Origin of the sequence: Chitinophaga sp. sic0106, from assembly GCF_019219075.1 — a bacterium.
Lineage (GTDB): Bacteria > Bacteroidota > Bacteroidia > Chitinophagales > Chitinophagaceae > Chitinophaga.
The window spans coordinates 198,263-214,522 of record NZ_JAHUWJ010000006.1 but is presented as its reverse complement, the minus strand read 5'-3'; the positions used below and the strand labels follow the sequence as shown (position 1 = coordinate 214,522).

Genomic DNA, 16,260 nt, shown 5'->3' with positions numbered 1-16,260 from the left:
AAGATCTCCGTATGAAAAAGAATTTCCGATATATCGTGGTGCCCATGTTGCTTTCACTGGCAGCCTGCACAAAGAATTTTGAAGACATCAATACCAATCCCGGAAAAATCACTGATATCTCCTCCAGGGAGCTGCCTTACATGTTTTCGCGGGCACAGTCGGCCGCGCCTATGAACCAGTCGTACTATCAAACGGCGCAGAACCTCTATGCCGATTTATATGCGCAATACTTTGCGCTTACCACCACCAACTTCCAGACGGACCGTTATGTGATCAACGATGGCTGGCTGCCAAGGCCCGGTATAGTAGCCAATGTGCTCACGGCGCCGCAGCTGAAAACCATTCTGGAAAATACGGAACCTGCATCGGGTGAGTATTCGCTGGCCAGCATCCTATGGGTATATACGTTCCACCGGTTTACCGATTACTTTGGGCCGGTGCCTTACTTTAAAGTAGGTGAAGCACAGCTGAATATTCCATACGATGCGCAGGATAAAATTTATGACGATTTTTTCAAGCGCCTGGATACTTCCGTTACTAACTTAAAACAGTTAACGGCTACCAGCGTGTTCGGGTCTGCTGACCTGATGTATGGTGGCGATGTGCAGCAATGGATACGCTTTGCCAACACCCTGCGTTTGCGCCTGGCCATGCGTATTTCCATTGTAGATCCGGCGCGTGCAAAGCAGGAAGCCGAAGCGGCTATTGCCGGCGGCGTGATGACGGAAACCACGCATACTGCGTGGTTGAAAAGATCACTGCTAAACGATGGTAATGGTCTTTCCCAGATCGGCTCCTACAATGAGTTCAGCATGAGTTCTACCATGGCTTCCTACCTGAAAGGCTATAATGATCCCCGTCTGGCGGTATTCTTCCAGCCTTCGGTGGCGGGGAATGTTTACCGGGGCTTGCGTAACGGATCAAGCACCACGGCTATCAACCAGGCTATGAACAGGCCGGCGCAGACTTCCAACGTAGGCAAGCGCTGGGCCGTGTGGAACGGCGCTGCCTGGACGCCACAGCTGACTGCCTCGCAGGCAGTGATATACGCAGCAGAAGCCTACTTCCTCCGTGCGGAGGCGGCGCTCAACGGCTGGAATGCCGGCGGTACTGCACAGGAGCTGTATGAAAAAGGTATTGAAGTAAGTATGAAAGAATGGGGTATTGCAGATGCCACCGCTGTTGCCAATTATATTCAAGGTACCGCTACACCCGCAGCACCGGATGATGTAGAAAACTCACCGGCTGTAGCCAGCATTCCTGTTAAGTTCGGCGCATCTGCCGCTGTGCAGCGCCAGCAGATAGGCACGCAGAAGTGGCTGGCCATTTACCCGGATGGTATAGAAGCCTGGGCGGAGTTCCGCCGCAGCGGCTATCCGCAGATGTATCCGGTGGTGCAGTCGGACAATACCGACCTGCCGGCAGGTACATTTATTAACCGCCTCCCCTACCCGAGTACAGAGGCTACTACCAATGGTAAAGAACTGGAAAAAGGCCGCCAGCTATTGGGTGGGCCTGACAATGCCGCCACAAAACTCTGGTGGGATAAAAACTAAGTGAATGATCGTACGTGCTCTGATGATATCAATTTGTGTGATAAGTTCAACGGAAACCATGACTTACGCAAACGGCTATACGAAAGATACTGTGTTACCGAAAGTATACCAACAAACGCCGCCGGATGGTATTGACCAGCAGCTGAAAAGGGAAGCGGCGGCGGCATTTGCAGCGCACCAGCACACACAGCTGCCGGATAAGCAGGACATCCTCCGTAAATCAGGAGCGGTGATCAACCACGATCTGCCGCTGCTGATGAAGGAGACAGGCAAAACACAGCTGAAAGGGTACACGGTAAAAAATATTTACTTCCAGACGCGGCCCGGCGTGTTTGCCACCGCTAACCTGTACATACCGGATGGCAAGGGGCCCTTTCCTGCGGTAGTAAACAGTCATGGCCACTGGCCCGGCGCCCGTTGCAGCGATATGGTGCAGGACATGGCACATGAGCTGGCGCAGCAAGGATTTGTATGCCTCAACATCGACGCGTGGGGCTCCGGTGAAAGGACTACCACTCACGGAGAACTGGAGTACCACGGTGCCAACCTGGGGGCGGCACTGCTCAATACCGGCAATACATTGCTGGGCATGCAGCTCACAGACAACATCCGCGGGGTGGACCTGCTCTGCTCTCTTCCCATGGTGGATAAAAAACGTATAGCCGCCACCGGTGCCAGCGGCGGTGGTAACCAAACCATGTGGCTGGCCGCCATGGACGAGCGCATCAGTGCAGCCGCACCGGTAGTGAGCGTGGGCACTTTTGAATCCTACGTAATGCACAGCAACTGCGTGTGTGAACTGCTCCCGGATGGACTTACCCTTACCGAAGAAGCTGGCGTAGTGGGATTAATATCTCCCCGGTACCTGAAAATATGTAATGCCCTCCGTGATGCCAGTCCCACTTTCCAGCCGGCGGAAATGCTGCGTACCTGGGAAAAGCTGCAACCGATCTATGCCCATCACAAAGCCAGCTACCAGCTGTTTAACACCACGCATGGCTACTGGCCTGAAATCCGCACGGCGGTTATATCCTGGCTGCAACAGGTTTATCATACCACGCCACATAAGGCAGATAGTGCGCAACTGCTGACGGCGGAACAGCTGGCGGTATTCCCCAAAGGCAAACGGGATACGACCGTTATGACTACGGAAACTTTCTGCCGCCACACTGGCGCACAGCTGAAGCAGCAATATTTGTCTGCCCAAAAAATCAATAGCACACAAAAACGTACAGCGCTGGCCCAGCTGCTGCACATACCGCAAACGGCTGATTTTAGGGAGGTGCAGCAGGCAGGTACTTTAGGGAGATGGCAAAGGCTCCTGGTAAAAACCAGCGTGCATACCACCATTCCTGTACTGCTGCAAGCACCTGAAAAAAAGGAAAACGGATATGCGTTACTGTTAGACCCCCGCGGGAAAGACAGCATACCCGCCGCAGTAATTGCCCGCATCTTAGCCAGCGGCAAAGGTGTTATACTGGCGGACCTCTGGGGCACCGGCGAACATCGCTCCGATACTGCCGTAAAGGTGGACGGCAGCCTGCCCCCCTTCCATACCCTGTCGAGATCCGCTATGTGGCTGGGTCACACCGTGCAGGGACTATGGGTGCAGGAAATACAGGCACTGGCATCTCTCCTGAAAAAACAGGAACACAGCAGCTACATCAGCCTGTATGCCACCAGGGAAGCCAGTATTGCCGCACTCGCCTTTGCGGCACTCGACACAACTGTGAGCGAAATACAACTGGAAGAATGCCCGGTGAGCTATGTGTTTGATGACCGCAAAAACATTGATCATTACAACATGGCTATTCATATTCCCGGCATCCTGCAATGGGGCGATGTATCCCTGCTGGCAGCACTGAGCAGCACCAACGTCCGCATCGCAGCACCGGTAAGTATTTCAGGGCGGCCACTCACAAAAGCGGAGGCTATCAACGTTGAAAAAGAATTCCACGACATAGCTAAAAGAACAGGAACAAACGGGACCATCACCATCAACACTGAAAACATTGCATATGAAAAATAACCGCAGAGATTTTCTGAAACTCGCCAGCCTCGCAGGCCTGGGGCTTACAGGCACCACATTGCTGCCAGCCGGCACGCTGGCACAGGTAGCCCCCGCCGGCAGCAAAAACCGGCTGGAGCAAATTCGCCGGCAGTCGGCACGCAAGTACACCCAACGCTTTAACATGTGCGGCTATGCCGCTCCTAAGATAGATACGGTGCGCATTGGCTACATCGGCCTCGGTAACCGCGGCGGCGCCGCAGTAGAAAGAATTTCCTACCTCGACGGCATCGAAATCAAAGGCCTCTGCGATATCCGTCCGGAAAAAGCCAGCGAAGCAAAAGCACGCATCAAGCGCCCGGGCCATAACCCACAGCTATACTCCGGTACCACCGATGCATGGAAACAACTATGCGACCGTAAAGACATTGACCTCATCTACATCTGCACTCCCTGGAGCCTGCACACGCCCATGGCGCTGTATGCCATGAAGCAGGGTAAGCACGTGGCCATGGAAATTCCCGCCGCCACCACCGTAGAGGAATGCTGGCAACTGGTGGAAACATCTGAAACTACCCGTAAACACTGTGTAATGCTGGAAAACTGCTGCTACGATTTCTTTGAACTGCTCACGCTCAACATGGCGCGACAAGGGTTCTTCGGAGAAATTGTGCATGGAGAAGGCGCGTACATACACGATATCGGCGACAGCCTGTTTGATAAAACCAAACGCTATGACCTGTGGCGACTCAAAGAAAACGCTAAACGCAACGGGAACCTCTACCCTACGCATGGACTGGGGCCTATCTGCCAGGTGATGAACATCAACCGCGGCGATAGCATGGAATACCTGACTTCTGTATCCAGCAACGACTTTATGCTGGAGCAACTGGCGGAGGAAACCGCGGCTAAGGACCCATCGATGAAAGAATGGGTGGGCAAGCCTTTCCGGGGAAATATGAATACAACGACCATCCGTACACGAAAAGGTCGCACCATCATGGTGCAGCATGACGTAACCTCTCACCGCCCGTATTCACGCATACACCTCGTGAGTGGCACCAGGGCCGTGGCACAGAAATATCCGCTGGAACCACGCATTGCCGTGAGTCACGAAGGATGGGTAACACCAGAGGAGTTTAAAAAGCTCGAAGAAAAATATACTCCGCCTATCATTCACAAGCTGGGAGAAATGGCGAAGCAGATCGGCGGCCATGGTGGAATGGATTTCCTGATGGACTGGCGCCTGATCGATTGCCTCCGCAACGGTTTGCCGATGGACATGGACGTGTATGACGCCGCCAGCTGGACTTCCGTAGGCCTGCTGAGTGAGTGGTCCGTAGCCAACCGCTCCAATTCTATTGACATGCCGGATTTTACTGCCGGCGCCTGGAAAACCAATCAGCCGGTCGACATTTCACTTACCACCGGTGGTACCACCACCGCACGCAACGCATCGTAAACTTTAACCTTAGCATATAATCTTTTTGTCCAATGAAAGTAATCCGATCACAAGATCCGAAAGCACTGGGAGCCATTGCAGGAAAAGCGGCAGCTGATTTAATCAGGGACACCATCCGCGAAAAAGGTACCGCCAACATTATTCTGGCCACCGGTACCAGTCAGTTCGACACCATCAACCAGCTGATTCAGGAAGATATCGACTGGAGCAAAGTGAACATGTTCCACCTCGACGAATACATTGCGCTGCCGGAAACACATCCGGCCAGTTTCCGCAAATACCTGAAAGAACGGTTTTTAGAAAAAGTAGCGCCACTGAAAAATGCTTACCTTGTTAATGGCGAAACAGATCCTGAAACAGAGTGTAGCCGTTTGGGTAAGCTCATCCAGGACCACCCAATAGATGTAGCACTGGTGGGCATTGGCGAAAACGGCCACCTCGCCTTTAACGATCCTCCGGCTGATTTTGATACCACGCAACCATACCTGGTAGTAGCGTTGGATGCCGCCTGCAGGCGCCAGCAGATGAACGAGGGCTGGTTTGCTTCAGAGGAAGAAGTACCCGGGAAAGCCATCAGCATGAGCGTACACCAGATTATGCTGTCCAAACACATCATTTGTTCTGTACCCGGTATACGTAAGGCCACCGCCGTTAAAAACAGCCTGGAGCAACCGGTGAGTAACCTGTATCCGGCCAGCATATTGCAGCAGCATACCGACTGCGTATTTTATCTGGATGAGGAATCAGCGTCTGCGCTGTCCTGAAATTAATTTTACCAAACAACCTGTTAATGCAGCAAAAATCAGCGGTGTTAGATGCCAGCGCCTTTAGTAAAAAAGATACCACCATATCCCTCCTGATCATAGGTATGCTCTTTTTTGTATTCGGATTTGTATCGTGGGTAAATGCGATCCTGATCCCCTACTTCAAGGTGGCGTGTGAGCTGAATCATTTCCAGTCATACCTGGTGGCTTTTGCCTTTTACATTGCCTACTTTGTAATGTCGGTACCATCGGGGTACCTGTTGAAAGCAATTGGCTTTAAAAACGGCATCATGTGTGGTTTCCTGGTGATGGCATTGGGGGCATTTATTTTTATTCCGGCGGCACTCTTTCGCACATACGAAATTTTTCTGCTGGGGTTGTTTACCATAGGACTCGGATTGGCGGTACTGCAAACGGCCGCCAATCCATACATTACGATTTTGGGCCCTAAGGAAAGGGCGGCACAGCGCATTAGTGTAATGGGCATCTGCAACAAGGGAGCCGGCATCCTGGCGCCTTTGCTGCTGGCGGCAGTGATACTGAAAGCAACAGATAATGATTTGTTTGCCAGTCTGGATACGATGGGGCTGGAAGAAAAAAATGCCGCCCTGGATGCGCTGATCCGCCGGGTAATACTTCCCTATTCAGTACTGGGAACGGTGTTGGTGGGTCTGGGGCTTATCGTACGCCTGTCCCCGTTACCTGAAATCAATACCGAGCAGGAAACGGCGGAAGTGGCTACTGCCAATGCCGGCAGAACCAGCATCTTTCAGTTTCCCCACCTGATACTGGGCGCCCTGGCCATTTTCCTGCATGTGGGCACGCAGGTGATAGCGGTGGATACCATCATTGGCTATGCGCGTTCCAATGGCATGCCCTTGCTGGAAGCCAAAGTATTTCCTTCCTATACCCTCACCGCCACTATCTGCGGCTACCTGGGGGGCATAGTACTCATCCCTAAGTACATTACCCAGTTAAAAGCATTGCAGGCATGCACTATTTTAGGGGCTTGTCTCACTTTACTTATTATTTTTACTAAGGGAGATGTAAATCTTTTGGGGCATCATGCGGACGTATCTATCTGGTTCATCGTATTGCTGGGGCTGGCCAACTCCTTGGTATGGGCCGGCATCTGGCCGCTGGCACTGGATGGACTGGGGCGCTTTACCAAGCTGGGTGCTTCGGTGATGATTATGGGACTGTGTGGCAACGCGATTATGCCATTGCTGTATGGTTACTTTGCTGATCACTATCATGTACGTGAGGCTTACTGGGTATTGTTTCCCTGCTACCTATATCTTGTTTTTTATGCCTTCAGGGGTTACAAAGTAAGAGGATGGCTTTAATTTTAATGTAGTGTTATGACGCAGCTGACGAAAATTATCAATGGAAATATTATTACGCCGCAACGGGTGATCGCCAATGGAACAGTGATTCTGCGGGACGACAAGATTCTGGACGTAACAACAGGGAATCCTGAAACACCGGGTGCCACTGTGATTGACGCCGGTGGCAGGTATGTGTCGCCCGGCTTTATAGACCTGCATATCCACGGTGGCGGCGGTGCCGACTTCATGGATGCCACGCCGGAAGCCTTTCTGACGGTCGCTAATCTCCATGCCCGCTATGGTACCACTGCCATGGTACCTACCACCCTCACCGCCGAAAAAGCGGACCTGCTGCGTACGCTGGACAGCTATGCCGCCGCCTTGCCGTTAAATACCCGTGGTGCGGCATTCCTGGGCATTCATATGGAAGGCCCTTATTTTGCCATGAGTCAGCGCGGCGCGCAACATCCCAAATACATCCGGAACCCCGATGCCGCGGAATACCGCGAAATCCTCGATTACAGCCCACATATCGTCCGTTGGAGCATTGCCCCGGAATTGCCCGGCGCACCGGAAATGGGCCGCCATTTACGCAGCAAAGGCATATTACCGGCCATTGCCCATACCGATGCTATTTATGACGAAGTAGTGGAAGCTTATGAGAGTGGTTATACATTGGCTACGCATTTTTACTCGGCCATGTCAGGCGTTACCCGCCGCAACCTGTTTCGCCACGCCGGCGTGATTGAAAGCGTGTACCTGACGGATGAAATGGACGTGGAAATTATTGCAGATGGCGTACACCTGCCACCAGCACTGCTCAAACTGATTTACAAAATCAAAGGGCCCGACCGCATCGCCCTCATCACCGATGCCATGCGTGCCGCCGGTATGCCGCCAGGCCCCAGCATCCTGGGACCACTGAACGGAGGCCTGGACGTTATCATCGAAGATGATGTGGCCAAGCTACCCGACTACAGCGCCTTTGCAGGCAGCGTAGCCACCACTGACCGGCTGGTACGGAACATGATACAGCTGGCGGATATCCCGCTGCCAGAAGCCGTACGGATGATGAGTCTCACCCCGGCACGCATCATGGGTGTAGCCCCCCAAAAAGGTTCCTTATCGCCCGGCAAGGATGCAGATATCGTGATCATGGATGAAAACATCCGGGTTCATTGGACGATGGTAGACGGCCGCGTAGTTTTTGACGAATTGTAAGCCGCAATTTTTTCCGCCTGTTTAATATGGCGGAGGTTATGATAGATCACCACCCTTAACGTATCCCCCAGGCGCAATTTCAGCAATGGTGTAATACTGATGGCCGTACGGACTTTAGTGAGGTTGGTATGGCGGCAACGTTGCAGGATTTCCAGCAATTGCTGTTGCTGCTGCAAAAAGGTATCCAGCGTATCCTTCCCTAGCAAAGCATGCTGCGGATTCATTGCTTTGAACGTTTTCATGTTGTTGGGCTTTGCTTTAGGCAGCATCATCTCCGCGAAGTAATTACCTATCTTCCCACTTTTAAAAAGCAATGCAGGTGCGTGTGTTGACGCTTGTATGCGACGGTTAATTTCAGGAATATAAAAATTGCCATAACGGTTCAGGTGTTCTATGCATTCCAGCATTGTCCAGCCGCCATTTGTAGGACGTTGCTGCCACAGTGTTTCAGGTTGCTGCCGGATATGCTGCACAAAGCTTATATTTTGCTTCGTCATATTTTCCAGTTCGGAGAGCAGTTGTTCAACAGGGATCGTCATATCTTTCTTTTTTACAAAGGTCCCGGATAAACGAATGCCTGTTCTTGATTGAGATCAAGATTTTTTGAGGCGCGATAAGGTCTCCGGCGTCATGCGTAAATAGTTGGCGATGTACTTATGCGGAATTTCCTGGAATAGCTGCGGGCTTCGCTTTAGTACGCGCTCATATCGTTCCGCCGGTGCATTTACCAGCAGGTCTTTTTCCCGTTCTACCTGTTGCAGTACCAGATCTTCCAGGATGGTGACCCATAGTTGCAGACAATGCTCACTGCTACGGATAAACGCCATAAATTTTTCTTTGGGAATCACGCTGATGGTGGCCTTGCGGATCACCTGCATATAGAACTCAGAGGGTTTTCCGGAGAGAAAACTATCCAATGAAACAATGATATTTCCCTGGTAGCCGAAGCGGATGATCCGTTCTTCTTCTCCATCCACAATAAAAATTCTCACGCTGCCTTCTTCTATCAGGTAGATGTTGGTGTCGGCAGTACCGGCATGTTTCAGGTATTCATTGCGGCCGAGGGTGATGGTGCGGTCAAACAGGTGCTGGGCGCGAAAGGTTTGTAGGATTTCTCCGGCGGTCATATGGGTATATCAGTTGAAAGACTGCCGGAATTCCAAAGGAGAAACAGCAGTTTTTGCTTTAAACAATTTACTGAAGGTCTGCGGATAATCAAACCCCAGCTCATAGGCAATTTCACTTACCGACATATCCGTGGTACTCAGTTTTTCTTTAGCCACGGCAATCACTTTATCCTGTATATGTTGCAGTGTACTTTTGCCGGTAATGCTTTTCAGTACGCCGCTGAGGTAGTTAGGGGATACATGCAGCGCGGCCGATATTTCTTTTACAGAAGGCAGTCCTTTCTGTGCCATAAACCAGTTATTCAGTTGTTCCTCCAGGCGGGTAAGCAGCTGATGGCTACTTACTTTGCGGGTAACGAACTGGCGCTGGTAAAAGCGTTCTGCATAGGTAAGCAGGACTTCCAGCTGCGCCACAATGATATCCTGGCTGAAGCGGTCGATGGGGTTATTGTATTCCTGGGCAATATGTTCAATAATGCTCCCTATCGTTGCTTCCTCCTTTTCTGAGAGAAAAAGTGCTTCATTGACGGCATAATCAAAAAACTCATATTGCTTGATTTTATTGGCCAGGGGGGTGTTCCAAAGGAAGTCCGGATGGATATAGATCATCCATCCGGACTGCTTCATTTCCCCATTTTTGGGACCTATGCTAAACACCTGCCCCGGCGCCATAAACGCCATGATGCCTTCATCGAAATCATATACCTGCTGACCGTATTTCATTTTAGCCGTGAAGCCCCTTTTAAGGGCTATCAGGTAAAAGTCCTGCACAATAAGTTCCTCATCGGGGAAGTCGCCCGGAGGCATTTCCCCTACGTTGATCATGCTAAACAGTGGATGCGCGGGCTTAGGAAAGTTCCTGAACTCGTGAAAGGCGCTGATCGTTTTAAATCGGTGTACGGTGGGCATAATACAAGGTCGTTAATTTTCAGCATATGCCGCGGCAAATTCCCTGGCAAAATCTTTCAGCTTTACCTGTCCCAATTGTTTGGGTTTATGGAGATGGTAATCTTCCGCCAGCAAACCGCTGTGTAACGCGGCATACATTTCTACCAGTCCGGCCGCAATTTCCGGATTCATACCGATGCCGGTAAGTGCGGCTATAACCGCTTCGTCGGACACCAGCTCCCAGCGCAGGTCCGGCAGGCCAATAGCAGCGCCCAGCGTGGCGGCAGTATCATCACAGGTCACCTCTTCACTGGCCACATAGCGTATATCCCTGCCGCTGAACGGTTTTACCAGTTCTTCCGCAATGGCAGCGGCAATATCGTTTGGCGACACCCAGGGAACCAGGTCGGTACCGGCATAGTTGGCGGTGATCCGTCCGTCCCTTTTGATCATATGGATATAAGGAAACAGGTTATAGTAAAAAGAGGTAGGGCGCATGTGCGTAATCGCTACTTCTTTTGGTAGTGCATTCAGGAGCTGCTCTACATTGTTGGCTCCTACGAGGATACCATTACCTTTTTCCAGGTGAGCGCCTATGCTGCTGAGGTTCACCACCCGCTTAACGCCACTGGCAGCAATGGCGGCAGCATAATTACGCCCCAGCCGGCGGTAGTATTCCAGCAGATTCAGGCTGTGATCAAAATAATTGTTGGGAGGCACCATGGTGTACACGGCAGCTGCGCCACTGAATACTTTCGTGAGGAAATCAACGTCTTCCACCGATCCGATGACTGCTGTAGCGCCTAACTGTTCAATGGCCGCCTGGTTGTCAGGGTTGCGGGAAATAACGGTTACCTGGTGTCCGTCTGCGACCAGGGAGCCAACGAGGGGCTTGCTGATATGGCCCAGCGCGCCTGTAACTACGATCTTCATACTTTGTGAGTTTTGTAAAGCAAAGGTGAAAATTGTTACAAGCGCGTGTGTAATGAAATCTATGGTTGTTGTGTTGAAATCTAAGGGTGGGACTTTATCAGTTGTGAGGTACCATGGTTCCTAAAGGGCTAAAAATGCAGAAAGGCATACGATCGTGTATGCCTTTCCGTTATAATATGGTTGGTTAAGATTAGATTTCTACTACGAAGTCTGCTTTAGCTGTTCTTACTTTCTTCATGGGTGCCAGCCAGTCTTTTTCTTTATCACCGTAACCTACATACATGAGGGTAACGGATTTCAGTCCTTGCGCGCGCAGGTCTAAAACCTGGTCTACCACTTCGTTGCTGAAGCCTTCGGCAGGAGTGCTGTCGATACGCAGCTCTGCGGCCTGTGCCAGTGCGAGGCCCAGTGCAATGTACGTTTGGCGGGCAGTATGTTCAAAATGCTGTTCGGCGGTTTGGGCGCCGTACATTTGTTTGAGCTTATCGGTGTAAGCGTTGAATCTGCCGGCAGGCAGTCCCCTTTCTTCCGTCGTTTTGTCGTATACGTTATCGATGCGCTCCGGGGTGTATTCATCCCAGGCGGCAAATACCAGTACGTGGGAGCAATCGCGCATCACGTCAGGGTTGAGGGCGCCGGGCACCATTTTTTCCTTGATGGCCTGACTCTCTACCACAAATACTTTAAAGGGCTGTAACCCGGAAGATGTAGGGGCGAGCCTTGCTGCCTCTACTATCTTATCTATATTTTCTTTACTTACTTTTTTTGTCGGATCGTAGGCTTTTGTTGCGTGCCTCCACTGTAAATCTCCTAATAATGCCATGTTATTTCAATTTAGTTAATTGCTGATGCCAGCAACACTGCTATGAGTGCGAGTATTGCAGGTAACGCCTGTACGAAGAAAATCTTCTTTGAGGCGGTTAGTGCACCAAATATACCGGCCACGATCACGCAGGTCAGGAAGAAAATGCGCACATTTTCAGCCCACTGGGCATCACTGATCAGGAATGACCAGATGAGTCCTGCGGCCAGGAAACCGTTATACAGTCCCTGGTTGGCGGCTAGTCCTTTGGTAGGTTTGAAGAGTTCCGGCGGAAAGTTTTTAAATGTTTTCTTTCCGGCCGTTTCCCAGGCAAACATTTCCATCCAAAGGATGTACAGGTGCTCTATTGCAACGAGAGCAGTCAGAATTTGTGCAAGTATGAACATGGTAAATTGTATTTAACATTTGCTCTACACATAGAAAGGTGAATTGTTTGCTCATCCTTTCTGCTCCCGCGCGTTATATTGTAAGATCTTATGGGCAATGCTTTTCAGCGTTTCCATCTCTTCCAGACTAATCCCCAGCAGATCAAACATTTCTCTGGGGATGCAGCTGGCTTGCTCTTTTAGCTTTGCTCCTGCGACTGTCAGGGATATTTCTACTACCCTTTCATCCGCTTTGCTCCTGTTACGATTCACCAGTGCTTTCTGTTCCAGTCGTTTCAGCAGCGGGGTGAGTGTGCCGCTGTCGAGCAGCAGTTTATCTCCCAGCTGATTTACCGTTTGCTTGTCGTGCTGCCACAATACCATTAGTACGAGGTATTGCGGATAGGTGATGTCCAGCTGGTCAAGGAACTGCCGGTACAACTGGGTGATTTCCCGGGACAAGGCGTATATAGGAAAGCAGAATTGGCTATCGAGTTTCAGATAATGATCAGGAACCATAAAGCAAAGGTAATCAATTTCATGCAATTAAATTGTATACAATTTAATTGCAATCATCATAATGATATTAAACCATTTACATATTAACTATATTTTATACCGCTCTAGTAAACCTTCATCAAACCACACATCCTCATAACTATCATCAAATAAAAACCGCCAGCCTGCAGGCAGGCCAAGGTACTTTACTAATTTAGGGTGTATATCAGGGAGATGGTGAGCATGCATAGGTTTGAACCAATCGTCCGCGGTAGAAAACTCCGGTCCTGCCCATACGAACCAGCAAACTGTTTCCTCATTCGCTACTGGAATCCGGAGACCATTCACAGGCCAGTTGCCTGGTACAGAAAATGTATCCAGGGCTATTGCAATCAAGGTGGAAAATGGCGCAGGCTGAAAGGTGGCATTGTACTGGGTACATAGTTCTTGCTGGAGGAGAACAATACCCGATTCGGATAGCTTGGTCATAAAAAAAATAAGGTCCAAAGTTAGGCAGTTGAACCTTACCAATATCAATTATCTTTTGCCATACCTCAACCACACCACCTCCTGTTCCAGCTGCTCACAACTTCTTAATTGTAACAGCTGTGGCACATAGGTCACAAACGACTGATGCACATCGAAGGTAGTAGCGCGGTGCAGCCGGCCATCGGCCACTGGCACCAGGAGGAGACTAATTTCATCAATCAGGCCGGCATGCAGGAACGCTCCATTAATGGTACCGCCGCCTTCCAGCATAATGCTGTTGATACCAAAGACCGATTGTAGCTGTGACAATACTGCCGTTAAGTCTACCGTATCCTTACCAGCGAAAATATAAGATACCTTCCGTTGTTGCAGGTAGGCCAGGTAGCCATCGCTGACCTTTTCCGTCAGTACCTGTATGATATGATCGCCGCCGATTTCGTTGGTACTCCACCCGAGTTTACCATGTGCATCTATGGCAACTGCAAAGGAATCGGCGCTGGCATCTCCCTTAAAAAATACCCGCTCTATTTTTTCCTTTACCGGCGCCCACAAAGGTTCCTCCGCATTGTCAAATTCGGCCATGGTAACACGGCCACACAGCCAGGCATCACTGTCAAAAGTATTGTGGCATTGGTTGTAGATGTCGGAATATGCTTGTCGGGTGGCATCATTGCCCCAGCCGGACATGATAATCCTTCCGTCTATGGTCGACATCATATGACAAATTACTTTTGGCTTGCTCATATTTTTCTTTTTAACTTAATCATTACTTTCTAATTTTTGAGCGACTTCATATCAATCACAAAACGATAATGCACATCCCCTTTAAGCATACGTTCATATGCTTCATTAATCTGCTGAATATTGATCAGCTCAATATCTGCCGTAATGTTATGTTTGGCACAGAAATCCAGCATTTCCTGCGTTTCAGCAATGCTGCCGATAGTAGATCCGGAAAAACTGATACGCTGTGGAATGAGGCTGAAAGCCGCTACCGGCAATGGCAGTTCCGGCGCACCTACCAGCGCCAGGGTACCATCTACCCGTAAACATGCCAGGTAAGCATTAATATCATGTTGTGCAGATACTGCATCCACAATAAAATTCAGCTTTCTATGCTGCCTCGCCATCTGATCGGGATCTTTGGAAAGCACCACCTCGTCGGCACCAAGGCGTTTGGCATCATCAAATTTTGCAGTGGAAGTTGTAAACACGACCACATGCGCACCCAATGCCTTCGCGAGCTTAATAGCCATATGGCCTAGTCCGCCAATACCTACTACCCCTACCTTTGAACCGGGACCTACGTTCCAGTGCTTCAGCGGCGACCAGGTAGTAATGCCCGCACACAGCAAAGGAGCTGCCGCTGCGAGGTCCAGACCTTCCGGTACATGCAGCACATAATTCTCATCCACTACCACACTTTCTGAATAGCCGCCGTACGTAGGTGTCCCCAGGTATTTATCGGGAGAATTATAGGTCAGCGTATTACCAGGTTCGCAGTACTGCTCCAGCCCCTGTTTGCAATACTCGCATACCCGACAGGAATCTACCATGCAGCCCACTGCTGCCAGGTCCCCTACTTTAAACTGCTTTACATGATCGCCTACCTGCACTACCTTACCTACGATCTCATGGCCGGGCACTACGGGATATACCGTATTGTGCCACTCATTGCGGGCAGTGTGCAGGTCGGAGTGACAAACCCCGCAAAAGAGAATATCTATTTCCACATCATGCGGGCCAGGCACACGCCGGTTGATCTGTAATCCATCCAACGGGGCGGTAGCAGCAGCAGCGCCAAATGCTTTTACTGATTTCGTTTCCATAAGTGAGCTGATTAATAATTCAATACGGGCAGCAGCCCGGATCAACTACAACAGCTTGTCCGGAAAAAAGTTGCACACCCCTGCCCATCCCGGTATTGGATAGAATTATACGGAAGGAAATATCGATTTATTACTGTTTCTTTGCACTCCAAAACAATCAATACCAACAATCATATTATTAAAATAAATATCCAACCATTACCTGCTGTAACAGTCAGGGCAAACCATTTCAGAAGTGCCAATAACGGGCACAAAGCTTATTTCATATGGGAATTGAGAATTACTTTTTGTTTTTGATGACGGCATCCTTTTTCATCATGATGCCAGGGATTGATACGGTTTTTATCCTCAACAAAACAATTGGCGAAGGACGCAAGGCAGGCCTGTACTCAACGCTGGGCATTAACTCCGGTGTACTCGTACATACTACCTTCGCGGCACTGGGGTTGTCAGTGATCGTTGCTAAATCCGCACTGGCATTTTCCGTGATCAAATACCTGGGCGCCGGCTATCTGATTTACCTCGGCGTTATGAGCCTGATTCAAGGTAAAGGCCTCGACCTCAGCACACCTGACAATGAGGAAAAAAGCCCGCTAAAAAACTTTTCCACCGGACTGGTCACCAACATCCTCAACCCTAAGGTGGCACTGTTTTTCCTGTCGTTTTTCCCGCAGTTTATTGCCCGTGAAAACCTCACCAGTCCTACCCCGTTTATTTTATTGGGCGTGAGCTGTTGCCTGATCGGGATTATATGGTTTTCGATTGTAACATTGCTGGCGGCCACGTTTTCTGAAAAGCTAAGTGCCAATCCAAAGTTTGCCGGCAGAATGGGAAAGGTATCGGGAGTGGTGTATATTCTGATGGGATTGAAGATGGCTATGTCAAAGAAATAATTAAACCTTTATACTGCAAAAAGCGCCGTACATCAAGTGTACAGCGCTTTTTTTGTTAATGCTCAAGTGCCGGTTT

At 50.1% G+C, this 16,260-nt stretch carries 17 protein-coding genes; 7 read left to right on the top strand and 10 right to left on the bottom strand.

Going from position 1 to position 16,260, the window contains the following annotated elements:
- The first annotated feature begins 11 nt into the window (after positions 1-11).
- From KW844_RS11390 to nagA, 6 genes are read left to right on the top strand one after another with little or no spacing between them, the layout of a single operon-like run.
- Positions 12-1,556 (top strand): SusD/RagB family nutrient-binding outer membrane lipoprotein, encoded by a 1,545-nt coding sequence (locus tag KW844_RS11390; RefSeq protein ID WP_218376853.1) that lies wholly within the window; start codon positions 12-14, stop codon positions 1,554-1,556.
- A 4-nt stretch (positions 1,557-1,560) separates the two neighbouring features.
- A complete protein-coding gene (locus KW844_RS11385; protein ID WP_218376852.1) occupies positions 1,561-3,585 on the top strand; it encodes a S9 family peptidase in 2,025 nt (674 codons plus the stop codon).
- Complete coding sequence (locus KW844_RS11380) at positions 3,575-5,026, top strand: Gfo/Idh/MocA family protein (protein WP_218376851.1); 1,452 nt, start codon at positions 3,575-3,577, stop codon at positions 5,024-5,026. The genes KW844_RS11385 and KW844_RS11380 overlap by 11 nt, the downstream gene beginning before the upstream one ends.
- 32 nt (positions 5,027-5,058) lie before the next feature.
- Entirely contained in the window at positions 5,059-5,790 is a 732-nt protein-coding gene (locus tag KW844_RS11375; RefSeq protein WP_218376850.1) for a glucosamine-6-phosphate deaminase, read from the top strand.
- 26 nt (positions 5,791-5,816) lie between these two features.
- The gene (locus tag KW844_RS11370) at positions 5,817-7,136 is read left to right on the top strand and encodes a sugar MFS transporter (RefSeq protein WP_218376849.1); all 1,320 of its coding nucleotides are present in this window, start codon (positions 5,817-5,819) and stop codon (positions 7,134-7,136) included.
- Positions 7,137-7,151: 15 nt separating this feature from the next.
- Positions 7,152-8,339 carry an N-acetylglucosamine-6-phosphate deacetylase gene (gene nagA / locus KW844_RS11365; RefSeq protein WP_218376848.1) on the top strand — a complete coding sequence of 396 codons (1,188 nt, stop codon included), beginning with the start codon at positions 7,152-7,154 and terminating at the stop codon, positions 8,337-8,339.
- Here nagA and KW844_RS11360 read toward each other — a convergent pair.
- The 10 genes from KW844_RS11360 to KW844_RS11315 all read right to left on the bottom strand — a co-directional run bounded on the left by KW844_RS11360 (position 8,294) and on the right by KW844_RS11315 (position 15,291).
- The gene (locus KW844_RS11360) at positions 8,294-8,878 is read right to left on the bottom strand and encodes a DinB family protein (protein WP_218376847.1); all 585 of its coding nucleotides are present in this window, start codon (positions 8,876-8,878) and stop codon (positions 8,294-8,296) included. The genes nagA and KW844_RS11360 overlap by 46 nt on opposite strands.
- A 54-nt stretch (positions 8,879-8,932) precedes the next feature.
- On the bottom strand, positions 8,933-9,466 hold the full coding sequence (locus KW844_RS11355) for a Crp/Fnr family transcriptional regulator (protein ID WP_218376846.1): 534 nt from the start codon (positions 9,464-9,466) through the stop codon (positions 8,933-8,935).
- Between the two features lie 9 nt (positions 9,467-9,475).
- Complete coding sequence (locus KW844_RS11350; RefSeq protein ID WP_218376845.1) at positions 9,476-10,375, bottom strand: AraC family transcriptional regulator; 900 nt, start codon at positions 10,373-10,375, stop codon at positions 9,476-9,478.
- A gap of 12 nt (positions 10,376-10,387) precedes the next feature.
- On the bottom strand, positions 10,388-11,287 hold the full coding sequence (locus KW844_RS11345) for an NAD(P)H-binding protein (RefSeq protein ID WP_218376844.1): 900 nt from the start codon (positions 11,285-11,287) through the stop codon (positions 10,388-10,390).
- Positions 11,288-11,477: 190 nt separating this feature from the next.
- Positions 11,478-12,110 carry a nitroreductase family protein gene (locus tag KW844_RS11340; protein ID WP_218376843.1) on the bottom strand — a complete coding sequence of 211 codons (633 nt, stop codon included), beginning with the start codon at positions 12,108-12,110 and terminating at the stop codon, positions 11,478-11,480.
- An 11-nt stretch (positions 12,111-12,121) separates the two neighbouring features.
- Positions 12,122-12,496, bottom strand: a complete 375-nt coding sequence (locus KW844_RS11335; protein ID WP_218376842.1) for a DUF1304 domain-containing protein — start codon at positions 12,494-12,496, stop codon at positions 12,122-12,124.
- Positions 12,497-12,547: 51 nt separating this feature from the next.
- Entirely contained in the window at positions 12,548-12,994 is a 447-nt protein-coding gene (locus KW844_RS11330; RefSeq protein WP_218376841.1) for a MarR family winged helix-turn-helix transcriptional regulator, read from the bottom strand.
- 87 nt (positions 12,995-13,081) lie between these two features.
- Positions 13,082-13,462, bottom strand: a complete 381-nt coding sequence (locus KW844_RS11325; RefSeq protein ID WP_218376840.1) for a hypothetical protein — start codon at positions 13,460-13,462, stop codon at positions 13,082-13,084.
- A gap of 48 nt (positions 13,463-13,510) precedes the next feature.
- On the bottom strand, positions 13,511-14,206 hold the full coding sequence (locus tag KW844_RS11320) for a dihydrofolate reductase family protein (RefSeq protein ID WP_218376839.1): 696 nt from the start codon (positions 14,204-14,206) through the stop codon (positions 13,511-13,513).
- Between the two features lie 29 nt (positions 14,207-14,235).
- On the bottom strand, positions 14,236-15,291 hold the full coding sequence (locus KW844_RS11315) for an NAD(P)-dependent alcohol dehydrogenase (protein WP_218376838.1): 1,056 nt from the start codon (positions 15,289-15,291) through the stop codon (positions 14,236-14,238).
- Between the two features lie 266 nt (positions 15,292-15,557).
- Between KW844_RS11315 and KW844_RS11310 the strand changes: the two genes are divergently transcribed.
- Entirely contained in the window at positions 15,558-16,184 is a 627-nt protein-coding gene (locus KW844_RS11310; RefSeq protein ID WP_218376837.1) for a LysE family translocator, read from the top strand.
- Positions 16,185-16,260 lie beyond the last annotated feature (76 nt).

Coding starts and splice junctions, on each gene's coding strand:
- KW844_RS11315 (WP_218376838.1), bottom strand. CDS start 15,291: ATGGAAACGAAATCAGTAAAAGCATTTGGCGCTGCTGCTGCTACCGCC.
- KW844_RS11345 (WP_218376844.1), bottom strand. CDS start 11,287: ATGAAGATCGTAGTTACAGGCGCGCTGGGCCATATCAGCAAGCCCCTC.
- KW844_RS11340 (WP_218376843.1), bottom strand. CDS start 12,110: ATGGCATTATTAGGAGATTTACAGTGGAGGCACGCAACAAAAGCCTAC.
- KW844_RS11325 (WP_218376840.1), bottom strand. CDS start 13,462: ATGACCAAGCTATCCGAATCGGGTATTGTTCTCCTCCAGCAAGAACTA.
- nagA (WP_218376848.1), top strand. CDS start 7,152: ATGACGCAGCTGACGAAAATTATCAATGGAAATATTATTACGCCGCAA.
- KW844_RS11370 (WP_218376849.1), top strand. CDS start 5,817: ATGCAGCAAAAATCAGCGGTGTTAGATGCCAGCGCCTTTAGTAAAAAA.
- KW844_RS11310 (WP_218376837.1), top strand. CDS start 15,558: ATGGGAATTGAGAATTACTTTTTGTTTTTGATGACGGCATCCTTTTTC.
- KW844_RS11360 (WP_218376847.1), bottom strand. CDS start 8,878: ATGACGATCCCTGTTGAACAACTGCTCTCCGAACTGGAAAATATGACG.
- KW844_RS11330 (WP_218376841.1), bottom strand. CDS start 12,994: ATGGTTCCTGATCATTATCTGAAACTCGATAGCCAATTCTGCTTTCCT.
- KW844_RS11350 (WP_218376845.1), bottom strand. CDS start 10,375: ATGCCCACCGTACACCGATTTAAAACGATCAGCGCCTTTCACGAGTTC.
- KW844_RS11385 (WP_218376852.1), top strand. CDS start 1,561: ATGATCGTACGTGCTCTGATGATATCAATTTGTGTGATAAGTTCAACG.
- KW844_RS11380 (WP_218376851.1), top strand. CDS start 3,575: ATGAAAAATAACCGCAGAGATTTTCTGAAACTCGCCAGCCTCGCAGGC.
- KW844_RS11390 (WP_218376853.1), top strand. CDS start 12: ATGAAAAAGAATTTCCGATATATCGTGGTGCCCATGTTGCTTTCACTG.
- KW844_RS11355 (WP_218376846.1), bottom strand. CDS start 9,466: ATGACCGCCGGAGAAATCCTACAAACCTTTCGCGCCCAGCACCTGTTT.
- KW844_RS11320 (WP_218376839.1), bottom strand. CDS start 14,206: ATGAGCAAGCCAAAAGTAATTTGTCATATGATGTCGACCATAGACGGA.
- KW844_RS11335 (WP_218376842.1), bottom strand. CDS start 12,496: ATGTTCATACTTGCACAAATTCTGACTGCTCTCGTTGCAATAGAGCAC.
- KW844_RS11375 (WP_218376850.1), top strand. CDS start 5,059: ATGAAAGTAATCCGATCACAAGATCCGAAAGCACTGGGAGCCATTGCA.